At 58.5% G+C, this 21,604-nt stretch carries 16 protein-coding genes and 1 pseudogene; 6 read left to right on the top strand and 11 right to left on the bottom strand.

Features of this window, described 5'->3' with window-relative positions; translation table 11 throughout:
• The first annotated feature begins 403 nt into the window (after window positions 1-403).
• The 4 genes and pseudogenes from nirB (at window position 404) to cobA (ending at window position 6,668) form a co-directional block, all read left to right on the top strand.
• A complete protein-coding gene (gene nirB, locus ACZZ0D_RS15085) occupies window positions 404-2,857 on the top strand; it encodes a nitrite reductase large subunit NirB (RefSeq protein ID WP_463553678.1) in 2,454 nt (817 codons plus the stop codon).
• A pseudogene (gene nirD, locus ACZZ0D_RS15090) lies at window positions 2,854-3,172 on the top strand (nitrite reductase small subunit NirD). The gene nirB and the pseudogene nirD overlap by 4 nt, the downstream one beginning before the upstream one ends.
• Window positions 3,172-5,886 (top strand): nitrate reductase, encoded by a 2,715-nt coding sequence (locus ACZZ0D_RS15095; RefSeq protein ID WP_463553679.1) that lies wholly within the window; start codon window positions 3,172-3,174, stop codon window positions 5,884-5,886. Before nirD ends, ACZZ0D_RS15095 begins: the two are co-directional and overlap by 1 nt.
• 14 nt (window positions 5,887-5,900) lie before the next feature.
• The gene (cobA, locus tag ACZZ0D_RS15100; RefSeq protein WP_463553680.1) at window positions 5,901-6,668 is read left to right on the top strand and encodes a uroporphyrinogen-III C-methyltransferase; all 768 of its coding nucleotides are present in this window, start codon (window positions 5,901-5,903) and stop codon (window positions 6,666-6,668) included.
• A gap of 142 nt (window positions 6,669-6,810) precedes the next feature.
• On the opposite strand, the gene ACZZ0D_RS15105 is transcribed toward cobA, so the two are convergent.
• From ACZZ0D_RS15105 to ppsA, 8 genes are all read right to left on the bottom strand, one after another.
• On the bottom strand, window positions 6,811-7,845 hold the full coding sequence (locus tag ACZZ0D_RS15105) for an OmpA family protein (RefSeq protein ID WP_212544334.1): 1,035 nt from the start codon (window positions 7,843-7,845) through the stop codon (window positions 6,811-6,813).
• Between the two features lie 107 nt (window positions 7,846-7,952).
• Window positions 7,953-8,543: an RNA polymerase sigma factor SigX gene (gene sigX, locus ACZZ0D_RS15110; RefSeq protein ID WP_053118714.1), complete on the bottom strand. Its 591-nt coding sequence runs from the start codon at window positions 8,541-8,543 to the stop codon at window positions 7,953-7,955.
• A gap of 90 nt (window positions 8,544-8,633) precedes the next feature.
• A complete protein-coding gene (locus tag ACZZ0D_RS15115; RefSeq protein WP_007916401.1) occupies window positions 8,634-9,458 on the bottom strand; it encodes a mechanosensitive ion channel family protein in 825 nt (274 codons plus the stop codon).
• A gap of 2 nt (window positions 9,459-9,460) precedes the next feature.
• Window positions 9,461-9,709, bottom strand: coding sequence for a hypothetical protein (locus tag ACZZ0D_RS15120; RefSeq protein WP_053118712.1), 249 nt, complete (start codon window positions 9,707-9,709; stop codon window positions 9,461-9,463).
• 63 nt (window positions 9,710-9,772) lie between these two features.
• Window positions 9,773-10,768: a zinc transporter ZntB gene (locus ACZZ0D_RS15125; RefSeq protein ID WP_400754317.1), complete on the bottom strand. Its 996-nt coding sequence runs from the start codon at window positions 10,766-10,768 to the stop codon at window positions 9,773-9,775.
• Between the two features lie 21 nt (window positions 10,769-10,789).
• Window positions 10,790-11,281, bottom strand: a complete 492-nt coding sequence (rraA, locus tag ACZZ0D_RS15130; RefSeq protein WP_053118708.1) for a ribonuclease E activity regulator RraA — start codon at window positions 11,279-11,281, stop codon at window positions 10,790-10,792.
• Between the two features lie 226 nt (window positions 11,282-11,507).
• Entirely contained in the window at window positions 11,508-12,497 is a 990-nt protein-coding gene (locus ACZZ0D_RS15135; RefSeq protein ID WP_053118706.1) for an alpha/beta fold hydrolase, read from the bottom strand.
• A gap of 187 nt (window positions 12,498-12,684) precedes the next feature.
• Window positions 12,685-15,060 carry a phosphoenolpyruvate synthase gene (gene ppsA, locus ACZZ0D_RS15140; RefSeq protein ID WP_463553681.1) on the bottom strand — a complete coding sequence of 792 codons (2,376 nt, stop codon included), beginning with the start codon at window positions 15,058-15,060 and terminating at the stop codon, window positions 12,685-12,687.
• 174 nt (window positions 15,061-15,234) lie between these two features.
• Here ppsA and ppsR point away from each other — a divergent pair, with 174 nt between their 5' ends.
• Window positions 15,235-16,053: a posphoenolpyruvate synthetase regulatory kinase/phosphorylase PpsR gene (gene ppsR / locus ACZZ0D_RS15145; RefSeq protein ID WP_053118702.1), complete on the top strand. Its 819-nt coding sequence runs from the start codon at window positions 15,235-15,237 to the stop codon at window positions 16,051-16,053.
• A gap of 95 nt (window positions 16,054-16,148) precedes the next feature.
• Here ppsR and ACZZ0D_RS15150 read toward each other — a convergent pair whose 3' ends face one another.
• Window positions 16,149-17,558, bottom strand: coding sequence for an aminotransferase-like domain-containing protein (locus ACZZ0D_RS15150; RefSeq protein WP_463553682.1), 1,410 nt, complete (start codon window positions 17,556-17,558; stop codon window positions 16,149-16,151).
• A gap of 90 nt (window positions 17,559-17,648) precedes the next feature.
• On the opposite strand from ACZZ0D_RS15150, the gene ACZZ0D_RS15155 reads away from it, so the two are divergent.
• Window positions 17,649-18,587: a DMT family transporter gene (locus tag ACZZ0D_RS15155; protein ID WP_463553683.1), complete on the top strand. Its 939-nt coding sequence runs from the start codon at window positions 17,649-17,651 to the stop codon at window positions 18,585-18,587.
• Window positions 18,588-18,685: 98 nt separating this feature from the next.
• Here ACZZ0D_RS15155 and prpD read toward each other — a convergent pair whose 3' ends face one another.
• Entirely contained in the window at window positions 18,686-20,170 is a 1,485-nt protein-coding gene (prpD, locus tag ACZZ0D_RS15160; protein WP_463553684.1) for a 2-methylcitrate dehydratase, read from the bottom strand.
• Window positions 20,171-20,371: 201 nt separating this feature from the next.
• Window positions 20,372-21,562, bottom strand: a complete 1,191-nt coding sequence (gene prpF, locus ACZZ0D_RS15165) for a 2-methylaconitate cis-trans isomerase PrpF (RefSeq protein WP_463553685.1) — start codon at window positions 21,560-21,562, stop codon at window positions 20,372-20,374.
• Window positions 21,563-21,604 lie beyond the last annotated feature (42 nt).

Genomic DNA, 21,604 nt, shown 5'->3' on the forward strand with positions numbered 1-21,604 from the left:
GAGCAAGCCCGCTCCCACAGGGGTTTTGTGAACGACACAGATCCATTGTGGGAGCGGGCTTGCTCGCGAAGGCGTCAGCCCAATCACCAAAAATCCACCCGCCTGAACGCCCCACGAACGAGCAACCCGCCTCCATTCAGTGCAAAAAATCACCTTCAAAACCTGCCACCCCCCAATAAACCCGCCCCCACCGCCACTTGGCACAACCACTGCATTACCCCACCCAACACACACATAAAGCCCAACCTTCAACGACGAAGGCTGCGCTTCCCGAGAGAACGGGACCAGGACAAAGGCGTCCTCGCTAGGCAACTAGCGGGACGCCTTTTTTTGTTTGCGCAAAATTTCTCGAGCACGGCCTGACTGCCCACAAGAGGCCAGCCGCAGCTCCCCGGAGAACCTGATGAAAAAACTCAAACTGGTGATGATCGGCAATGGCATGGCCGGGGTTCGTACCCTCGAAGAGCTGCTCAAACTGAGCAACGAGCTGTACGACATCACCGTCTTCGGCGCCGAACCGCACACCAACTACAACCGCATCCTGCTCTCGCCGGTGCTGGCCGGTGAGCAGACCTTCGAGGAGATCGTCCTCAACGACCTCGACTGGTACCTGGAAAACCACATCAAGTTGCTGCTCAACCGCAAAGTGGTGGAGATCGACCGGGTCAAACGCCGAGTGATCGCCGACGACGGCACCGAGGCCGAATACGATCGTCTGCTGATCGCCACCGGTTCGACGCCGTTCATTTTGCCGATCCCGGGCAACACCCTGCACGGCGTGATCGGTTACCGCGACATCGCCGATACCCAGGCGATGATCAACACGGCAAAAACCCACAAACACGCGGTCGTCATCGGTGGCGGTTTGCTCGGTCTCGAAGCCGCCAACGGCCTGATGCTGCGCGGCATGCACGTCACCGTGGTGCACATCGGTGAGTGGCTGCTTGAACGGCAACTGGACAAAACCAGTGGCCAGTTGCTGCAAAGCGCCCTCGAATCCCGAGGCCTGCATTTCCGTCTGTGCGAACAAACCCAAGCCCTGCACGACGCGGGCAACGGTCGGGTCGGCTCGGTGCAATTCAAGAACGGCGACATTATTCCCGCCGATCTGGTGGTGATGGCTGCGGGCATTCGTCCCAACACCGAACTCGCGGAAAAGGCCGGCATCCCGTGCAATCGCGGGATCCTGGTCAACGACACCCTGCAAACCTACGACCCGCGCATCTACGCGATCGGCGAGTGCGCCAGCCATCGCGGCATCGCTTACGGCCTGGTTGCACCCCTGTTCGAACAGGCCAAGGTCTGCGCCAACCACCTCGCACAACTGGGGTTCGCCCGTTATCAGGGCTCGGTGACTTCGACCAAATTGAAAGTCACCGGCATCGACCTGTTTTCCGCCGGCGACTTCATGGGCGGCGAAGGCACGGAAACCATCACCCTCTCCGACCCGATCGGCGGCGTGTACAAAAAACTGGTGATCAAGGATGACGTGCTGGTCGGCGCGTGTCTGTACGGCGATACGGCAGATGGCGGTTGGTATTTCCGACAGATTCGTGAGAATCACGCCATCGGCGAGATCCGCGATCACCTGATGTTTGGCGAAAATGCTTTGGGCGACGTAGGACATCAGGGCCAGGACAAAGCCATGGTCATGGCTGACACCGCCGAAGTCTGCGGCTGCAACGGCGTGTGCAAAGGCACCATCGTCAAAGCGATTCAGGAACACGGCCTGTTCAGCGTCGATGAAGTGAAGAAACACACCAAAGCCGCCAGCTCCTGCGGCTCCTGCGCCGGGCTGGTCGAGCAGATCCTGATCAACACCGTTGGCGGCGCGGCCGACGTCAAACCGAAAAGCGAAAAAGCCATCTGCGGTTGCAGCGACCTCAACCACGGACAGATCCGCCAGGCCATTCGCGAGCAACACCTGCTGACCATCGCCGGCACCATGAGTTACCTCAACTGGCGCACGCCGAACGGCTGCGCGACCTGCCGCCCGGCGCTCAACTATTACCTGATTTCCACCTGGCCCGGCGAAGCCAAGGACGACCCGCAATCGCGCCTGATCAACGAACGTGCGCACGCCAACATTCAGAAGGACGGCACCTATTCGGTGGTGCCTCGGATGTGGGGCGGCGTGACCAATCCTTCGGAATTGCGGCGGATTGCCGACGTCGCCGACAAATACAACGTGCCGATGGTCAAGGTCACCGGCGGGCAGCGCATCGATTTGCTCGGCATCAAAAAGCAGGACTTGCCCGGTGTCTGGAAGGATCTCGACATGCCTTCCGGCCATGCCTATGGCAAATCCATTCGCACGGTGAAGACCTGCGTCGGCAGTGAGTTCTGCCGTTTCGGCACACAGAATTCGACGCAACTGGGCATTGAGCTTGAGCATGACCTGTTCAACATGTGGTCGCCGCACAAAGTGAAACTTGCTGTCTCCGGATGCCCACGCAACTGCTCGGAAGCGGGGATCAAGGACGTAGGAATTATCGGCGTGGATTCCGGCTGGGAGATGTACATCGGTGGCAACGGCGGGATCAAAACCGAGGTCGCCGAGTTCTTCGTCAAGCTGAAAACCGCCGAAGAAGTCCGCGAATACAACGGTGCCTTCCTGCAGTTGTATCGCGAAGAAGCCTTCTACCTCGAACGCACCGTGCACTACCTGCAACGGGTCGGCATGGAGCACATCAAGAAAGCCGTGCTGGAAGACCCGGAGCGCCGTAAAGCCTTGAACGAGCGCCTGCAATTTTCCCTGTCGTTCGAGCAGGATCCGTGGAAAGAACGTCTGGCCGAGCCGCAATTGAAGAAAGAATTCGACGTAATCCCGGTGAAAAATCTGGAGGTGCCAGCATGAACTGGCTCGATATCTGTGCCCTTGAAGAAATCAACGCCCTCGGTTCGCGGATCATTGCCGGGCCGAAAGGTGACATCGCGATTTTTCGTACAAGCGACGACGAAGTTTTCGCCCTCGACGACCGCTGCCCGCACAAGGGCGAGACCACTCTCGCAAGGCCTGATCTACGGCAAACGCGTCGCTTGCCCGCTGCACAACTGGCAGATCGACCTGCAATCCGGTGAAGCCCAGGCGCCGGACATCGGTTGCGCGCACCATCACCCGGCACGGGTCGAGAACGGGCGCGTGCAGTTGGCTCTGCGGGACGCTATCTGATGAACCGCCAGACGACCGCCTCGACCTGCTGTTATTGCGGGGTCGGCTGCGGCGTGCTGATCGAGCATGACGGCGAGCGCATCCTCGGCGTCAGCGGCGATCCGGCGCATCCGGCCAACTTCGGCAAACTGTGCAGTAAAGGCTCGACCCTGCACCTCACCGGCGACCTCGCGGCCCGTGCCCTGTATCCAGAATTACGCCTGGGCAAAAGTCTGGCGCGCAGCCGCACCGATTGGGACACGGCGCTGGAACACGCCGCCAATGTCTTTGCCGAGACCATCGCCGAACACGGCCCGGACAGTGTGGCGTTTTATATCTCCGGGCAATTGCTCACCGAGGATTACTACGCCTTCAACAAACTGGCGCGGGCCTTGGTCGGCACCAACAACATCGACAGCAATTCGCGACTGTGCATGTCTTCGGCAGTGGTCGGCTACAAGCGCAGCCTCGGCGCCGATGCGCCGCCGTGCAGCTATGAAGATCTGGAGCTCAGCGATTGCGTGATGATCGTCGGCAGTAACATGGCCTACGCCCATCCGGTACTTTTCCGTCGTCTGGAAGAGGCGAAATCCCTGCGTCCACAGATGAAAGTCATCGTCATCGATCCACGGTGCACCGACACCTGCGACCTCGCGGATCTGCACCTGGCGATTCTGCCGGGCACCGATGTCGCTTTATTCCATGGGATTTTGCACCTGTTGTTGTGGGAAGACTGGATCGACCGCGACTTCATCAAGGCACACACCGATGGCCTGGCCGAACTGAAAAGTCTGGTGCGCGATTACACCCCGCAAATGGTTTCGCAGCTGTGCGGGATCGGTGTCGAGCAATTGCAGCAATGTGCGGAATGGGTCGGCACTTCGCCGAGTTTTCTGTCGTTATGGTGCATGGGTTTGAACCAGTCCACCGCCGGCAGCGCGAAGAACAGCGCACTGATCAATCTGCACCTGGCCACCGGACAAATCGGCCGCCCCGGTGCAGGGCCTTTCTCTCTGACCGGTCAGCCGAATGCCATGGGCGGACGGGAAACCGGCAGCCTGTCCAATCTGTTGCCGGGCCATCGTGATGCCGCCACCCCTGAGCACCGCGCCGAAGTGGCGGCTTACTGGGGCGTGGATCAATTGCCAGACAGCACCGGCCTCAGCGCTATCGAACTGTTCGAGCAGGTGCGCAACGGCAAGATCAAAGCGCTGTGGATCGCTTGTACCAACCCTGCGCAATCCATGCCGGATCAAAGCTCGGTGCGTGCAGCGCTTGAGGCATGCCCATTTGTGGTGTTGCAAGAAGCCTTTCGCACCACCGAGACGGCAGCCTTCGCCGACCTGCTGTTGCCCGCCGCGAGTTGGGGCGAGAAGGAAGGTTCGGTCACCAACTCCGAACGGCGCATTTCCCACGTACGCAAAGCCATTCTCCCACCCGGTGAAGCACGACCGGACTGGGCGATTACGGTGGATTTCGCACAACGTCTGGAGAAACGTCTGCGCCCACAAGCATCGAGCCTGTTTGCCTTCACACAGCCTGCGCAGTTGTTCGATGAGTTCAAAGGGCTGACCCGTGGTCGTGATCTGGATTTATCCGGAATCAGCCATGCCTTGATCGACCAGATCGGCCCGCAACAATGGCCCTTCCCCGTCGGCGCGCAGCAAGGCACGGCGCGGCTGTACGTCGACGGTATTTTTCCTACGGCAAATGGTCGTGCGCAGTTCATCGCCGACCCGTATCGCGCCGCCAAGGAACAACGTGATGCACGCTTCCCGCTGACGCTGATCACCGGACGCCTGCGCGATCAGTGGCACGGCATGAGCCGTACCGGCACGGCAGCGCAGTTGTTCGGTCATGTCAGCGAAGCAGTGTTGAGCCTGCACCCCGACGAAATGCGTCGGCATCGCTTACAGCCGGGTGATCTGGTCAATCTGAAAAGCCGACGCGGAGCGGTGATCGTCGCGGTTGGCAGCGATGACAGTGTGCGTCCGGGCCAGGCCTTTCTGCCGATGCACTGGGGCGATCGTTTTCTCAAGGGCGGCGTCAACAGCCTGACCTTGCCGGCGTTCGATCCTTTGTCGAAACAACCGGAACTGAAACACAGCGGCGTGCGCCTGGAAGCGGTGAATCTGCCGTGGCAACTGTTCGCACTCATCGAAGGCAATGTTCAACAGCATTTCGAGACGCTACGGCCACTCTGTGAGGCGTTTTCCTACGTGAGTCTCAGCCTTGTCGGACGTGAACGATCGGCGTTGCTGATACGCGCTGCCAGCAGCGAAGCACCGGATCCACAGTTGTTGGGTGCAATCGACCGCTGCCTGTCGCTGATCGATGGCCCGGTGCTGGCCTATGACGACCCACGCCGCGCGATCGGCAAACGCGTGCGCATCGAGAATGGCCGGATCACCGCAATTCGTCTGGCCGGCGAAACCCTCGCACAGCACTGGCTGCAAGGCCTGTGGCTGGAAGGTCGCGCCGACGAGCAACTGCGCCGCTGGCTGCTGGCGCCGATGAGTGTGCCACCGGGTAATGCCGGAGCACCAATGATGACGGCGAAAACGGTGTGTAACTGCAAAAACGTCAGCCTCGACGCGGTGTGCACCGGCATTCGCCAAGGCCTCGATCTGCAAGGTTTGAAAAATCAACTGGGGTGCGGCACGCAATGCGGTTCCTGCGTCCCGGAAATAAAACGTCTGCTGGCTGCCAATGTGCAGCCGGTCGCGGTCATCTGATGAGGAAAGATTCCATGAATGCAAAAATCTGGCTGGTGGGCGCTGGCCCCGGCGATCCCGAATTGCTGACCCTCAAAGCCGTGCGCGCGTTACGCGAAGCCGATGTGGTGCTGATCGATGATCTGGTCAATGACGCGGTGCTGGAACACTGCCCGGACGCGCGGATTATCGCCGTGGGGAAACGCGGCGGCTGCCGTTCGACGCCGCAGGCCTTTATCCATCGCTTGATGCTGCGCTATGCCCGTCACGGCAAATGCGTGGTGCGGCTCAAGGGCGGCGATCCGTGCATTTTCGGCCGTGGCGGCGAAGAGGCGCAGTGGCTGCGTGAGCGTGGTGTTGAGGTGGAATTGGTTAACGGCATCACCGCCGGGCTGGCCGGTGCGACTCAGTGCGACATCCCGCTGACGCTGCGCGGTGTCGCGCGCGGCGTGACGCTGGTGACGGCGCACACGCAAGATGACAGCGAGTTGAACTGGCAGGCGCTGGCGCAGGGCGGAACGACGTTGGTGGTATACATGGGCGTGGCCAAGCTCGACGAGATTCGTGATCAGCTATTGGCCGGAGGAATGGCAGCGGATACGCCGGTGGCGATGATCGAAAACGCCTCTCTGCCTCATCAACGTGAATGCCGGACCGATCTGACGGCAATGAGCGAAGCGGCCTACAGATTTCAATTGAAGAGCCCTGCGATACTGGTCATCGGCGCAGTGGCTGGTTTCGCAGAGAATCAAAAGATCGCAGCCTGCGGCAGCTCCTACATTGAGCCTGCATGCGCCCTGTAGGAGCTGCCGAAGGCTGCGATCTTTAAAGCCTGCGTACGCCCTGTAGGAGCTGCCGAAGGCTGCGATCTTTAAAGCCTGAAACTCAAATCGCAGACAAAGAAAAGCCCGGCCTAAGCCGGGCTTTCCTCAGAGCGGCAGCTAATTACTTAGCTTGAGCTTCAACCTGCGCTTCTACGCGACGGTTTACAGCGCGGCCAGCTTCAGTTTTGTTGTCAGCAACTGGGCGGGATTCGCCGTAGCCAACAGACTGAACGCGGGACGATTCAACACCGTACTGGTTGGTCAGAACTTGCTTAACGGCGTTTGCACGACGCTCGGACAGTTTCTGGTTGTAAGCGTCAGGACCGACGGAGTCAGTGTGACCTTCAACAGTAGTGGTGGTGGATGGGTACTGCTTCATGAAGTCAGCCAGGTTCTTGATGTCGCCGTAGCTGTTGGTTTTAACAACAGATTTGTCGAAATCGAACTTAACGTCCAGCTCAACACGAACAACTTCAGCAACTGCTGGGCAGCCGTCAGCGTCAACAGTTACGTTGGCTGGGGTGTCCGGGCACTTGTCAACGTTGTCGCAAACGCCATCGTTGTCGCTGTCGGAGCAAACTTCAGCTGGTGCTGGAACTGGAGCAGCAGCAGGCTTGGAGCCGCCACCGAAGTTCACACCGATACCGACGCTTGGAGCCCACTCGGTGTCGCCTTTGTCGATGTTGTACTGAGCTTCAACGCCAGCACGGGCGTAGAAGTTGTCAGTGAAGTACAGCTTGGCGCCGCCACCAACGTTAGCGAAGGTCGAACGGTCACGGCTGTTCGAACCGTTCTGGTCGATGCTCTGGTCGGAGAAACCGGCCGAGACGTATGGACGCAGCATGTCGCCTGGGTTGTTGAAGTGGTACAGAGCGTCCAGAGCGGTGTTAGCGCCTTTAACGTTCTTGCCGTCGTCGGAACGCACGTTGTGCACTTCGTCGTAGCCCAGACGCAGTTCAACGTCGTCGGTCAGAAAGTAACCGATCGAACCGCCGAACAGGTTGCCGTTGTTCTTGAAGTTACGAGCGCTGTCGAATTGTTCTTTCTTAGCGAAGCCTTCGATTTCAACTGCGCCTTGGCCTTGTGCCAGAGCGCCGAACGAAGTGGCAGCAATAAGAGAACCAATGGCCAAGCCCAAGGTGTTTTTCAGTTTCATCCGTTAAATCCCCATCTGGTGATTGTGAAGCAGTCCCGCAAACCGGGGGACAACTCGGCGGCAAGTCTATCAGAACTTGCCTACACGTAAGAGATATTTGCGCTGAACTAAGTTTCAGCAATGCCTGCAAATTTCTCACGCAATTTATCTAGAGCACGTTTGTAACGCATTTTTGTCGCACTCAAACCCATGTGCATTATGTCTGCGATCTCCTGAAATTCCAGTTCTGCGACAAATCGTAGCACCAGAATTTCACGGTCAATCGGGTTCACATACACCAGCCAGCGATCGAGTCCGCCCTTCTCCTCGGGTTTTGGCATCTTTTCTTCAGACGCTTCTTCCAGGGGGTCAAGACTCAAAGCATCCATCAAGCGACGCTTTCGCCGTTCCTTCCGATACTGCGTGATGCATTCGTTGTAAGTGATGCTATATAGCCATGTCTTGAACTTCGATTTCCCCTCGAAGTTCTTCAGGCCATACAGCACCTTCAGCATCACTTCCTGACAGACATCGTCTGCGTCGCGATCGTTCCCAAGATATCTCGCACAGACGTTAAATAATGTTCGCTGGTAACGCCGCATCAGTTCTTCATAAGCGCGCGTCACGTGAAAAAGCTCGGTGTGCGAGCGCGCGACCAACTCCTCATCAGAGAGCTCGCGGGGGTCGTAGCGCGTGGATAGCGTTTGGGCTTTATTCAAAACAAGTCGTGCCGACAGTCAGGTCAATGTCCGCCGCAGCCAGCATCAGCTGGCATTTAGCGGCGGCATACATTAGCAGGGTTTGCCGGATTAGCGGCTACTCACATGCTGTTCCAGCAGGATCCGATTGGAAAGAGAGACTAGCTCACCCTCATCGGTCAGCAATGTGGTTTTAACCGTGCCGATCTCTTCGATCTGCCCTTCGACCTCGCCAACACGCACTTGTTGCCCAACCTGATACAACTCACGCACATAGATTCCCGCAAGAATCTGACCGGCAATTTCCCGGCTTCCCAAACCCATGGCCAGCGCAACCGCCAGACCAACGGTAATCAACACAATGACAATCACATGGTTCAGCAGGTCGGTCTTGACCTCAAGCTGACTGATCGCCACCGAGATGCTGATAATGATCACCAGCCCCTGCGCAATCCGCCCCAGCCCCGAAGCGTAGTCGAGGCCTACGCCTTCTGCCGCCCCGCGCACCAGGCCATTGGCCAATTGTGCGAGCAAAACACCGACCAGCAACACCAGCGCGGCACCGAATACCTTTGGCAAATACAGCGCCAGCATGTCCAGCGTAGCTGAAACTCGCTCAAGTCCAAGGGATTCTGCTGCAGAAACCAAAAATATCAGCAGAACGAACCAGTAAACGATTTTTCCGATCAGGGTCGAGATCGGTACTTGCAGGCCGGCACGCGACATCAACTTGGTCAGACCGGTGCCGCCCATCAGGCGATCGAGGCCGAGTTTGGCCAGCAGTTTGGACAACAAGGTGTCGAGCAGTTTGGCCACGACGAAACCCAACAGCAGCACCACCAGTGCGCCGAACAGGTTCGGAATGAAGTTAGCGACTTTGGTCCACAACGCAGTCATTGCAGTGACGAGGCTCTGAGTCCAGAGATCAAGTTCCATATTCAATCAGCCTTATCAGCAGTGCGAGCGGTAGGTTTACGAAGACGGGAAACCGGCGAGACATGCGCCGATCCATTATTCAGGGCGATCATCAGCGCGGGCAGCCAGCGGCCCAGCAGGCTGAAAAGATCACCGGCACCGACCTGGCGGTTGGCGGTTTTGAGTACGCGGCCCAAGCACGCATCGTCGTCACGACCGGACGGTGAGGCGTTGAGCATGTCGCGCAAAGACTGTTCAAACGGATCGTGCATACGCACCTCTCGTGATGTCTGTGAAAGACGCGGGCAGATTTGGTCGGGTCACATGTTGCATGGTCACACCCAGCGCAATCGGCGGAACAACCACCACTGACCGAAGGCCAGGGCGAGCACCGTCAAACAGGCAATCAGGAAGCCATAAGGGCTGCTGGAGAACGGAATTCCGCCGACATTGATACCCAGCAAACCGGTGATAAAACTCATCGGCAAAAAGATGCAGGTGATGATGCCGAAGCGGTACATCGTGCGATTCATGCGCTCGCTCAAACGCCGGTCTTCAGCCTCCAGCACCAGCCCCACGCGCTCCCGGGTCAATTCGAGCTCTTCGAGATATCGCGTCAGGCTGTTGTTCAATTCGTTCCAGTAGTCGGCATCATCTTCGACAAACCACGGCAGTTTTATCCGCGTGAGCTGTCCGAAAATATCCCGCTGCGGTGCGAGAAAACGCTTCAGTCCGGCAGCCCTGCGCCGGATGTGCAAAATCGCTCCGTGCTCGGGGGTATACCGTTCGTCGGCATCCATCTTTTCTTCTTCCTCATCGGCGATTTCCGAGAGGCAAGTGACCAGATCCTGCACCTTGTTGGTGAGGAATTGCGCCAGATAAAGGATGAGTTCAGAAGCGGTTTTCGGGCCTGTGCCGTCCGCCAATTGCGCCAGCAACTCATCCGTTGCACGCAAGGGACGCAAACGCAGGGAAATCACGCGCTGAGCTGAGGCAAAAATCCGCACCGAAACCATGTCTTCCGGCTCGGCGCCCGGATTGAGGTTGACCCCGCGCAAGAACAGCAACAGCTCGGAATCCGGCAGTGGCAACAAACGCGGCCGGGTGTTTTCTTCCAGCAGCAGGTCGCAGGTGAATTCGTTGAGACCGCTGGATTTGCGCAACCAGGTCTGGGTTTGCGGATGGCTGCGATCCCAATGCAGCCACAGACTTTCATGCGCCTGCAACTGCAAATCGTCGAGCTCAGTCCGGGCTATCGAACGCGCGCCGCCTTTACCGTCCAGCACGAGGGCATGCACCAGCCCCCATTGCGCGTTTTCTTCCTCGAACATCCGCATCCCTTTGTCGAAGCCTTATTCAGGCATTTGCAGCGGGCTCGGCGAGATGATCACGCCGTTGTTGTCCGCATAAATGTAGTGGCCCGGGTGGAACGTCACACCGGCGAAAGTCACCGGGACGTTGAGGTCGCCGAGGCCACGTTTTTCGGTTTTCATCGGGTGGCTGGCCAGCGCCTGCACGCCCAGATCGGTCTGCGCAATGACGTCGACGTCACGGATGCAACCGTAGATCACCAGCCCTTCCCAACCGTTCTTCGCGGCTTTCTCGGCGATCATGTCGCCCAGCAGCGCACGGCGTAGCGAACCGCCGCCATCCACGACCAATACTTTACCGTTGCCCTTGAGTTCGGCTTGTTCCTTGACCAGCGAGTTGTCTTCGAAACATTTGATGGTCACAATTTCGCCGCCGAACGAATCACGGCCACCGAAATTGCTGAACATCGGTTCCAGCACCTGCACCAGCTCCGGATAGGCGTCACACAGGTCAGGCGTAAGGTAATGGTTCATCGAAAAACTCCTGTAAAAAGGAAGACGATCAAGGATGACGCACGCTATAGAGACGAGTTCCGGCGGCCGCTGTTTACCTTAGTCCATGCCATGGTCGCTGACTGAACCTGAACATACGCTGAAACGTAATAGCTAAACAGCCGCTAAAAATGACCAGAACCGCACAATGCGTCATATCTTAGCCGCAAGCCGGCCTGAACGAAATGCCCTTTTCAGAGCCTCTGATTCAGACCGCAGCGGCCAGATCCGCCTTCTCGCCGAGCAACGGCGTCTGTTGATCCTTCAACCAACGCGCCACCAGCGGCCACACTTCAGCTTGCGCGGCTTTGCTCACCAACATTTCGACATGGCCGAAATTGTCGTTGAAACCCTGCTCGCGCCCGAGATTGATGAATTGTTTGTGCTCGGAGCCGAGCTGCTCGAACAGCTTGCGACACGCCCACGCCGGATCCTGATGGTCACCAGCTGCTGTCACCGCGAGCACCGGCACCTGAACCTCGGCCAAGCCTGCCCACCAATCCTTGTCCTTGTCGCCAAAGCGGCCGAACAAGCCGTACCAGCGCATGCTCTCGATGGCCAGACCGATCGGCTCGTCTTCCGGGCCGCGCTTGAGGCGTGAGCCGGACAACTGCGCGAAACGCTTGAGAATAAAGCGCCCGCTCCACTCCACCGGCGGGATTTTCAGCGGCCAATACGTGCGACTGACCTGCGTGCCGAAAAACGCCGCAGAGGCAACTGCCGGCTCGCCGAGGTATTCACCCCCGAGCGCAGCGGCCAAGGTGATGCCGCCGAGTGAATGGCCGATCCAGTGCGGAATCTGACCGCTCTGCTCACGCACGAACGCGGCAATCGCCGGCAGATCGTATTTGGCATAGTCGGAAACGCGATTGCGTCGGTATTCCTCATTGCGCTGCGACAGACCGTGGCCGCGCATCTCCGGAATCCACACATCAAAACCCAGCCGCGTCAGATACGCGCCGAGTCCCAGGCCTTTCGGTGAAAACCAGAAGCGCCGATTGGAAAAGCTGCCGTGCAACAGAATCACCGGCACGCCACGGGGCGCGGTGTCGTCGGCCATGCCCAAACGGGTGACGGCGATCTCCACGGACCAATCCGGGCTGTTGCCGGGTTTTAAACGATAAACGTCTTCGCTCAGATCGCCGCGCCGCTCGGCGCTGATCAGGGCGACAGGAAATAGGTTGCTGCTGCTTTGCATAATGCTCTTGCACAAAAAAGGGCGGCATCTACAGGAGCCCGCCCTACTTCAATCTCAAAGCCCTGCCCTTTGTAGGAGTGAGCCTGCTCGCGAAAGCGGTGTATCCGTCGACATCGTTGTTGAATGTCAGTCCGTCTTCGCGAGCAAGCTCTGCTCCTACAAGGGGAGCGGGCCGCTTACATACTCATTAAGCCTGCGCTTGACCTTCGGCCAGGAAGAACCAGGTTTCCAGCACGGAGTCGGGGTTCAGCGACACGCTTTCGATGCCCTGCTCCATCAGCCATTTGGCCAGATCCGGGTGGTCGGACGGGCCCTGACCGCAGATACCGATGTACTTGCCGGCCTTGTTGCACGCGGCAATCGCATTGGCCAGCAGCTTCTTGACCGCCGGATTACGCTCGTCGAACAGGTGCGCGATGATGCCCGAGTCGCGATCCAGACCCAGCGTCAGCTGAGTGAGGTCGTTGGAGCCGATCGAGAAACCGTCGAAGAATTCGAGGAATTCTTCAGCGAGGATCGCGTTGGATGGCAGTTCACACATCATGATGATGCGCAGACCGTTTTCACCGCGCTTCAAGCCATTTTCAGCCAGCAGATCGACGACCTGGCTTGCTTCACCGAGGGTACGGACGAACGGCACCATGATTTCGACGTTGGTCAGGCCCATCTCGTTGCGCACACGTTTCAGCGCGCGGCATTCGAGTTCGAAGCAATCGCGGAACGATTCGCTGATGTAACGCGAGGCACCACGGAAGCCCAGCATCGGGTTTTCTTCTTCCGGCTCGTAGAGCTTGCCGCCGATCAGGTTGGCGTATTCGTTGGACTTGAAGTCCGACAGGCGCACGATGACTTTTTTCGGCGTGAACGCTGCAGCGAGGGTGCTGATGCCTTCGACCAGTTTGTCGACGTAGAAGCCAACCGGATCGTCGTAACCGGCGATGCGCTTGTCGACGCTGTCTTTGATTTCCTGCGGCAGACCGTCGTAGTTCAACAGCGCTTTCGGGTGCACACCGATCATGCGGTTGATGATGAACTCCAGACGGGCCAGGCCCACACCGGCGTTCGGCAGTTGCGCGAAGTCGAAGGCGCGATCCGGGTTGCCGACGTTCATCATGATTTTGAACGGCAGCTCCGGCATGGCATCCACGGAGTTTTTCTTGATGTCGAAGCCCAGTTCGCCTTCGAAGATGTAACCGGTGTCGCCTTCGGCGCACGAAACGGTCACGCCCTGGCCATCCTTCAGCAGTTGGGTGGCGTTGCCGCAACCAACCACTGCCGGAATGCCCAGTTCACGGGCGATGATCGCCGCGTGGCAAGTACGGCCTCCACGGTTGGTGACGATGGCGCTGGCGCGCTTCATCACCGGTTCCCAGTCCGGGTCGGTCATGTCGGAAACCAGCACGTCGCCCGGCTGGACTTTGTCCATTTCGGAAACGTCTTTGATGATGCGCACTTTACCGGCGCCGATGCGCTGGCCAATCGCACGACCTTCAACCAGCACGGTGCCAGTTTCTTTCAACAGGTAACGTTCCATAACGTTGGCCTGAGTGCGGCTCTTCACGGTTTCCGGACGGGCCTGCACGATGTACAGCTTGCCGTCGTCACCGTCCTTGGCCCACTCGATGTCCATCGGGCAGCCATAGTGCTTCTCGATGATCATCGCTTGCTTGGCCAGCTCGCTGACTTCAGCGTCGGACAGACAGAAACGTGCGCGCTCAGCCTTGTCGACGTCGATGGTCTTGACCGAACGACCGGCCTTGGCTTCGTCGCCGTAGATCATCTTGATCGCTTTGCTGCCCAGGTTGCGACGCAGGATCGCCGGACGACCGGCTTCCAGCGTGCCCTTGTGTACGTAGAATTCGTCCGGGTTCACCGCGCCTTGTACGACGGTTTCGCCCAGGCCGTAGGCACCGGTGATGAACACGACGTCACGGAAACCGGATTCGGTGTCGAGGGTGAACATCACGCCGGCAGTGCCGGTTTCCGAACGCACCATGCGCTGCACGCCAGCCGACAGGGCGACCAGTTTGTGGTCGAAGCCCTGGTGCACGCGGTAGGAAATCGCACGGTCGTTGAACAGCGATGCGAACACCTCTTTGGCGGCGCGGATAACGTTTTCCACACCACGGATGTTCAGGAAGGTTTCCTGCTGACCGGCGAACGAAGCGTCCGGCAAGTCTTCGGCGGTGGCGGAAGAACGCACGGCCACGGCCACGTCAGGGTTGCCAGCCGACAGCGCGGCGAACGCGGTGCGGATTTCGGCATTCAGTTTTTCAGGGAATTCGGCTTCCATGATCCATTGACGGATCTGTGCGCCGGTTTTGGCCAGGGCGTTGACGTCGTCGACGTCGAGCGCGTCGAGGGCCGCGTGGATCTGGTCGTTGAGGCCGCTCAGTTCGAGGAAATCACGATAGGCCTGAGCCGTCGTGGCGAAGCCGCCGGGGACCGAAACACCGGCGCCTGCCAGGTTACTGATCATCTCGCCCAGGGATGCGTTCTTGCCCCCCACATGCTCAACATCGTGTTTGCCGAGCTTATCGAGGGAAACTACGTACTCTACCAAGGTGATCTCTCCACTAACTGTGTTGGAAAAGCTCAGAAACCGGCTGCTCGGGGGAGCGTTGGCCGGTTGTATGGCCTGAACCTGGAAAATAAGTGAGAATGCTGGCCATTGGCGGCCAACAAATCGCGCCTATCATATCCAGAAATGCTCATTAGCTTAAGGCCCAAGGTGCAAATGAAACGATCTGCTTTCTTTATCTCCGATGGCACCGGCATCACAGCCGAAACCCTGGGTCAAAGCCTTCTGGCGCAGTTCGAAAACATTACCTTCAGCAAATTCACGCGACCGTACATCGACAGCGTTGAAAAAGCGCGGGCCATGGTACAACAAATCAACAAAGCCGCTGACACCGACGGCTTTCGCCCGATCATCTTTGACACCATCGTCAATCAGGACATTCGTGAGATTCTCGCAACGTCCAATGGTTTCATGATCGATATTTTCTCGACCTTCCTCGCCCCGCTTGAGCAGGAACTGACCGAGCATTCTTCCTACACCGTCGGCAAGTCGCATTCGATTGGCCACAACTCCAATTACATGGAGCGTATCGAGGCGGTGAACTTCGCCCTCGACAACGACGACGGTGCGCGCACGCACTATTACGACAAAGCCGATTTGATACTAGTGGGCGTGTCGCGCTGCGGTAAAACACCGACGTGTCTGTACATGGCCATGCAGTTCGGCATCCGCGCGGCCAATTACCCGCTGACCGAAGACGACATGGAGCGCCTGACCCTGCCCGCCGCCCTGCGTGCGCACCAGCACAAGCTGTTTGGCCTGACCATCGACCCGGATCGCCTCACCGCGATCCGCAACGAGCGCAAGCCCAACAGCCGCTATTCGAGTTATGCGCAGTGCGAATTTGAAGTGCGCGAAGTGGAGAACCTGTTCCGCCGCGAAAACATTCCGCACATCAATTCGACGCATTTTTCGGTGGAAGAGATTTCGGCGAAGATTCTGGTGGAGAAAGGCGTGGAGCGGCGGTTCAAGTAGATTTTTGGTGCCTGTCCGGACGCCTTCGCGAGCAAGCCCGCTCCCACACTGGAATGCATTCCAAATGTGGGAGCGGGCTTGCTCGCGAAGAACGATTACACGGTCTCGGTTAATGCCCGCGCCAGAGCCTCAAACCCGCTAAGCAACAACCGATCATCCCCCACCGAATTACACACACTCACCCGAATACACTGCGCCACCGCCGCATGCCCGACCGCAAACGCCTCTGCGGTTGCCACCAGATAATTATTCTCCTTCAACTCCGCCGCAATCTGCGACGCCCGCCAGCCTTCCGGCACTTCGACCCAAAAATGCGGACTGTGGCTGTGCGTCTTGTAATTCAAGCCCTCCAGCGCCCCGACCACCAACGCCTTACGCCGGCCAATCTCGTCAATCTGCTCATCCAGCAAGCGCTCGGCCAAGCCGTTTTCGATCCACAGACTCGCCACCTCCATCGCCAGCGGATTGGCCATCCAGCATGTACCGCGAATGGCTGAACTTAACCGCCCGATCAACGCTTGCGGCGCATGCAGATAACCGACGCGCAATCCCGCCGAAACAGCCTTGCTCAAACTGCCAATCAACACCGAACGCTCCGGGGCGAAATAACTCAGCGGCAAAGGCCGCTGACGATCCAGCACGGCGTGGGCTTCGTCTTCGAGGATCAGCAGATTGTGCTGACGACACACATCGGCAATCGCCTCGCGCCGTGGGACGGACATCACCGCCGCTGTAGGATTCTGGATGGTCGGCGTGCAATACAGCGCCGAAACGCGATGCTGACGGCAGATTTCCTCCAGCGCTGCCGGTAAAAGCCCTTCGTCATCCATCGCCGCGCCGATCAGTTTTATCCCGAGCTGGCGAGCGACACTGAGCAATCCGGGGTAGGACAAATGCTCGGTCACCACGGTGTCGCCGGCCTTGAGCAACCCCATCAACGCACACAACAAACCGTGCTGGCCGCCGTTGACGCACAACACCTGATCGGCGTGCGGCACAAACGCGTCATGCTGCAACCACACCGCCCCCGCCTGCCGATGCCGCGCCATGCCGCCTTCTGCGCTGTATCCAGTCAATTGCTGCAACACTCGCGAATCATTGGCCAATGCTTGCAGGCTCTGGCTCATAAACGCCGCTTCCTGCCCCGGAATCGGCTGATTGCGGCTCATGTCGAAACAGGCGGGCGGCTCATCGCTGACATTGCGAAAGCCTTTGTCCTGCGGCCGTTCCATCCCTCTCTGACGCACGTAAGTGCCATCGCCTACACGGGCGACGACCAATCCCACACGCTCCAGCTCACCGTAGGCGCGGCTGATCGTACCGATGGTGACGCCGAGGCTATCAGCCAACAATCGGTGCGGCGGTAATTTGCAGCCAGCGTCGATCACGCCTTCAGCGATAGCCTTTTCCACTGCATCGGCGAGGCGCTGGTACTTCACGCCGACGCCGCGAGTGAGGCCATCACGGAGGATTGACACCATGGCAATACTTACTTTGACAGTCATTCGCGCCCCGAATAGCGTGCTGAAAACAGGTTCAATCAGGGATAGACCTTTTCTGCGACCAGGTCAATTCCGCCGCTCGGAGCACACATCATGTCGACCGCCGTCAGCACACCGATAAGCATCAGCAAACCCTGGCTTGCCGGGTTGATCACCAGCACGTTGTTTCTGATCGTCTGCCTGAGTTGGGGCACGACGTGGCTGGGGATCAAGATTGCTGTAGAAAGTGTGCCGCCACTGACCGCGGCCGGGCTGCGCTTTCTCATCGCATTTCCACTGTTTTTGAGCTTTGCGTTGTTGCGTAAAGAACCGCTGCTGTTCCCTCGGCAGAGCCGCTGGTTTTTTGTGTTCGTCACGCTGTCGTATTTCAGCCTGCCCTACTACCTGCTGAATTACGGCGAAATGCATGTTTCGTCAGGCCTGACTGCGTTGCTGTTCAGCTGCATGCCAGTATTTATCCTGCTGTTTTCCGCGCTGTTTCTGCGCGAGAAAATCTACCCGTCGCAGATGCTCGGTATTGCCATCGGTTTTGGCAGTCTTTTCATGATTATTCGCAGTCAGGGTTTGCATCTGGATCAGGCCGAATGGCTGGGGGTGCTGGCGATTCTCTGCGCCGCCGTGATGCATGCGCTGTGCTACGTGGTGACGAAAAAACACGGCAGCGCGATCAGCGTGATCACTTACAACACGCTGCCGATCGGCATTTCCGGGGCGATGTTATTTATTGTCGGATTGAACGTCGAAACACCGGTGTTCGAGAACATCACGGCACGCTCGTGGGGCGCGCTGTTCTACCTCGGGCTGGTGGCCTCGGTGGGCGGGTTTATCGTTTATTTTCTGCTGCTGAAACGCCTGAGCCCGATCATCCTGTCGTTCGTGTTTATCATTTTCCCGGTGTTCGCCGTGATCATCGGCGCCTGGTACGAGGGGCAAACCCTGTCCCGGGAGCTGATGATCTATTCGGCGATTTTGTTGAGCGGTTTTGCAATCACCAAATTGCCCATCGAAAAATGGCGAAAATCGTCCGTGTAGGAGCTGCCGCAGGCTGCGATCTTTTGACGTTGATGTTTAAAAACAAGATCAAAAGATCGCAGCCTTCGGCAGCTCCTACAGGGAGCGGGTTTGTACCTTCAGATCACGAACAGGTCGACGAAGCGGTTTACCGGGGTGGACTCGAGTCGGGTTTGATCCTTGCACAGTGCGAAGATCTCGCCGCCGCGCTGACCGGTAAAACGCGTGGCCAGATTGGCTTTGAACTTGTCCTCCAGCAACGGAATGCCCTCAGCGCGGCGGCGACGATGGCCGATCGGGTATTCCACGACGACGTTTTCGCTGCTGCTGCCATCCTTGAAAAACACCTGCACGGCGTTGGCAATCGAGCGCTTGTCGGGCTCCAGGTATTCGCGGGTGAAACGCGGGTCTTCGATGATGACCATTTTCTCGCGCAGCACATCGATGATCGGGTGCGCCTTGTGGAAATCGTCTTCGTATTGCTCGGCGAACAGATTGCCGAAGGCCAGTGGCACGGCGGTCATGTACTGGATGCAGTGGTCACGGTCAGCAGCATTGGCCAGCGGCCCGACTTTGGAAATGATGCGGATCGCCGATTCGTGAGTGGTGATGACGATGCGGTCGATTTCGTGCAGACGATTGCGCACTTGCGGGTGCAAGGTCACCGCCGCTTCGCAGGCCGTTTGCGCGTGGAATTCGGCAGGAAAGCTGATCTTGAACAGGACGTTTTCCATCACGTAACTGCCGAACGCGCGCGAGAAACTGAAAGCGCGTTTGTCTTCGGGTTTCAGCGCCAGATCGTTGTTGCTGTGGCTGAACAGCACGTCATAAAAGCCCCACTGTTTTGCCGTCAGCACCCCGGGAATGCCCATCTCGCCGCGCATGGCGATGTCGGCCAGGCGCACGCCACGACTCGACGCATCCCCCGCCGCCCAGGATTTTCGCGAGCCGGCGTTTGGCGCATGACGATAAGTGCGCAGCGCTTGGCCGTCGGCGAAAGCGTGGGACAACGCCGACAACAGTTGTTCGCGATTGGCGCCCATCAGTTTGGCGGTGACGGCGGTGGAGGCGACTTTCACCAGAATGACGTGATCAAGTCCTACGCGGTTGAAGGAGTTTTCCAGGGCGATCACGCCTTGAATCTCGTGGGCCATGATCATCGCTTCGAGCACATCGCGGATCGTCAGCGGCGCTTCAGCATTGGCCACGCGCCTTTGCGAGAGATGATCGGCCACCGCGAGAATCGCGCCGAGGTTGTCCGACGGATGCCCCCATTCGGCGGCGAGCCAGGTGTCGTTGTAGTCGAGCCAGCGAACGATGCAACCGATGTCCCACGCGGCTTTGACCGGGTCGAGACGATAGGAAGTGCCGGGGCACCGTGCGCCAAACGGCACGACGGTGCCTTCGACGATCGGGCCGAGGTGTTTGGTGCATTCGGGAAAACGCAGTGCGAGCAGGCCGCAGCCTAACGTGTCCATCAGGCAGTTGCGGGCGGTATCCAGGGCTTCGGCAGAGGTGACTTTGAAGGTGAGGACGTAATCGGCGATGTCCTGCAGGACACGGTCGTAGTCGGGGCGGTTGTTCAGGTCGACGTTGGCGCTCATGTTCGATTCACTCGTGAAGTGGTTCGTTGATGGGACCTCGGTTCAGGGCTAACAATTTCTTATTGTTGAAATGCAATCCCTGTAGGAGCTGCCGAAGGCTGCGATCTCTTGATCTTGACCTTAAAAACAAAGATCAAAAGATCGCAGCCTTCGGCAGCTCCTACAGGTGAAGCAAGCCGGGGGGAGGCGTCCGGTGTTGGGTCAGAAGGAATCGCCCGGGATGCGCACGTAGCCTTCCATCAGCACCCGAGCACTGCGGCTCATGATGGCTTTTTTGACGATCCACTCGCCGTTTTCCAGACTGGCTTCAGCACCAACCCGCAACGTCCCGGACGGATGCCCAAAGCGCACGGCATTGCGTTCAACGCCGCCCGCCGCAAGGTTCACCAAGGTGCCGGAAATAGCCGCCGCCGTACCAATCGCCACTGCCGCCGTGCCCATCATCGCGTGGTGCAACTTGCCCATCGACAACGCGCGCACCAGCAAATCGACATCACCAGCGCCAATCGCCTTACCACTGGAAGCCACATAATCCGCAGGCTTGGCAACAAACGCGACTTTCGGCGTGTGTTGCCGTTTCGCCGCTTCATCCAGATTGGCAATCAGGCCCATGCGCAGCGCGCCATACGCACGAATCGTCTCGAACATCTGCAATGCTTTCGGATCGCTGTTGATCGCGCCTTGCAACTCGGTGCCGGTGTAGCCAATGTCTTCGGCGTTGACGAAAATCGTCGGGATGCCGGCGTTGATCATCGTCGCTTTGAACGTGCCGACACCCGGCACTTCCAGCTCATCGATCAGGTTGCCGGTGGGGAACATCGAGCCACCGCCGCCCTCTTCTTCCGCCGCCGGATCCATGAATTCGACTTGCACTTCGGCGGCCGGAAAGGTCACGCCGTCGAGTTCGAAATCACCGGTTTCCTGCACTTCGCCGTTGGTGATCGGCACGTGGGCAATAATGGTTTTGCCGATGTTGGCCTGCCACACGCGCACCACTGCAACACCGTTGTGCGGAATGCGGCTGGCCTCGACCAAGCCATTGCTGATGGCGAACGAGCCGACCGCTGCCGAAAGGTTGCCGCAGTTGCCGCTCCAGTCGACGAATGGCTTGTCGATGGAGACCTGACCGAACAGGTAATCGACGTCGTGATCAGCCTTGAGGCTTTTCGACAGGATCACGGTTTTGCTGGTGCTCGAAGTGGCGCCGCCCATGCCGTCGATTTGCTTGTCGTACGGGTCGGGGCTGCCGATCACGCGCAGCAGCAGAGCGTCGCGAACGGGCCCGGGAATCTGCGCCGCTTCGGGCAAATCCTTGAGGCTGAAAAACACGCCTTTGCTGGTGCCGCCGCGCATGTAGGTGGCGGGGATCTTTATTTGTGGTGCGTGAGCCATGGTGCTCCTTATCCACAGGCGTGAGACCGAGATCTCACGCCT

It is taken from the genome of Pseudomonas sp. AC193 (assembly GCF_979258075.1).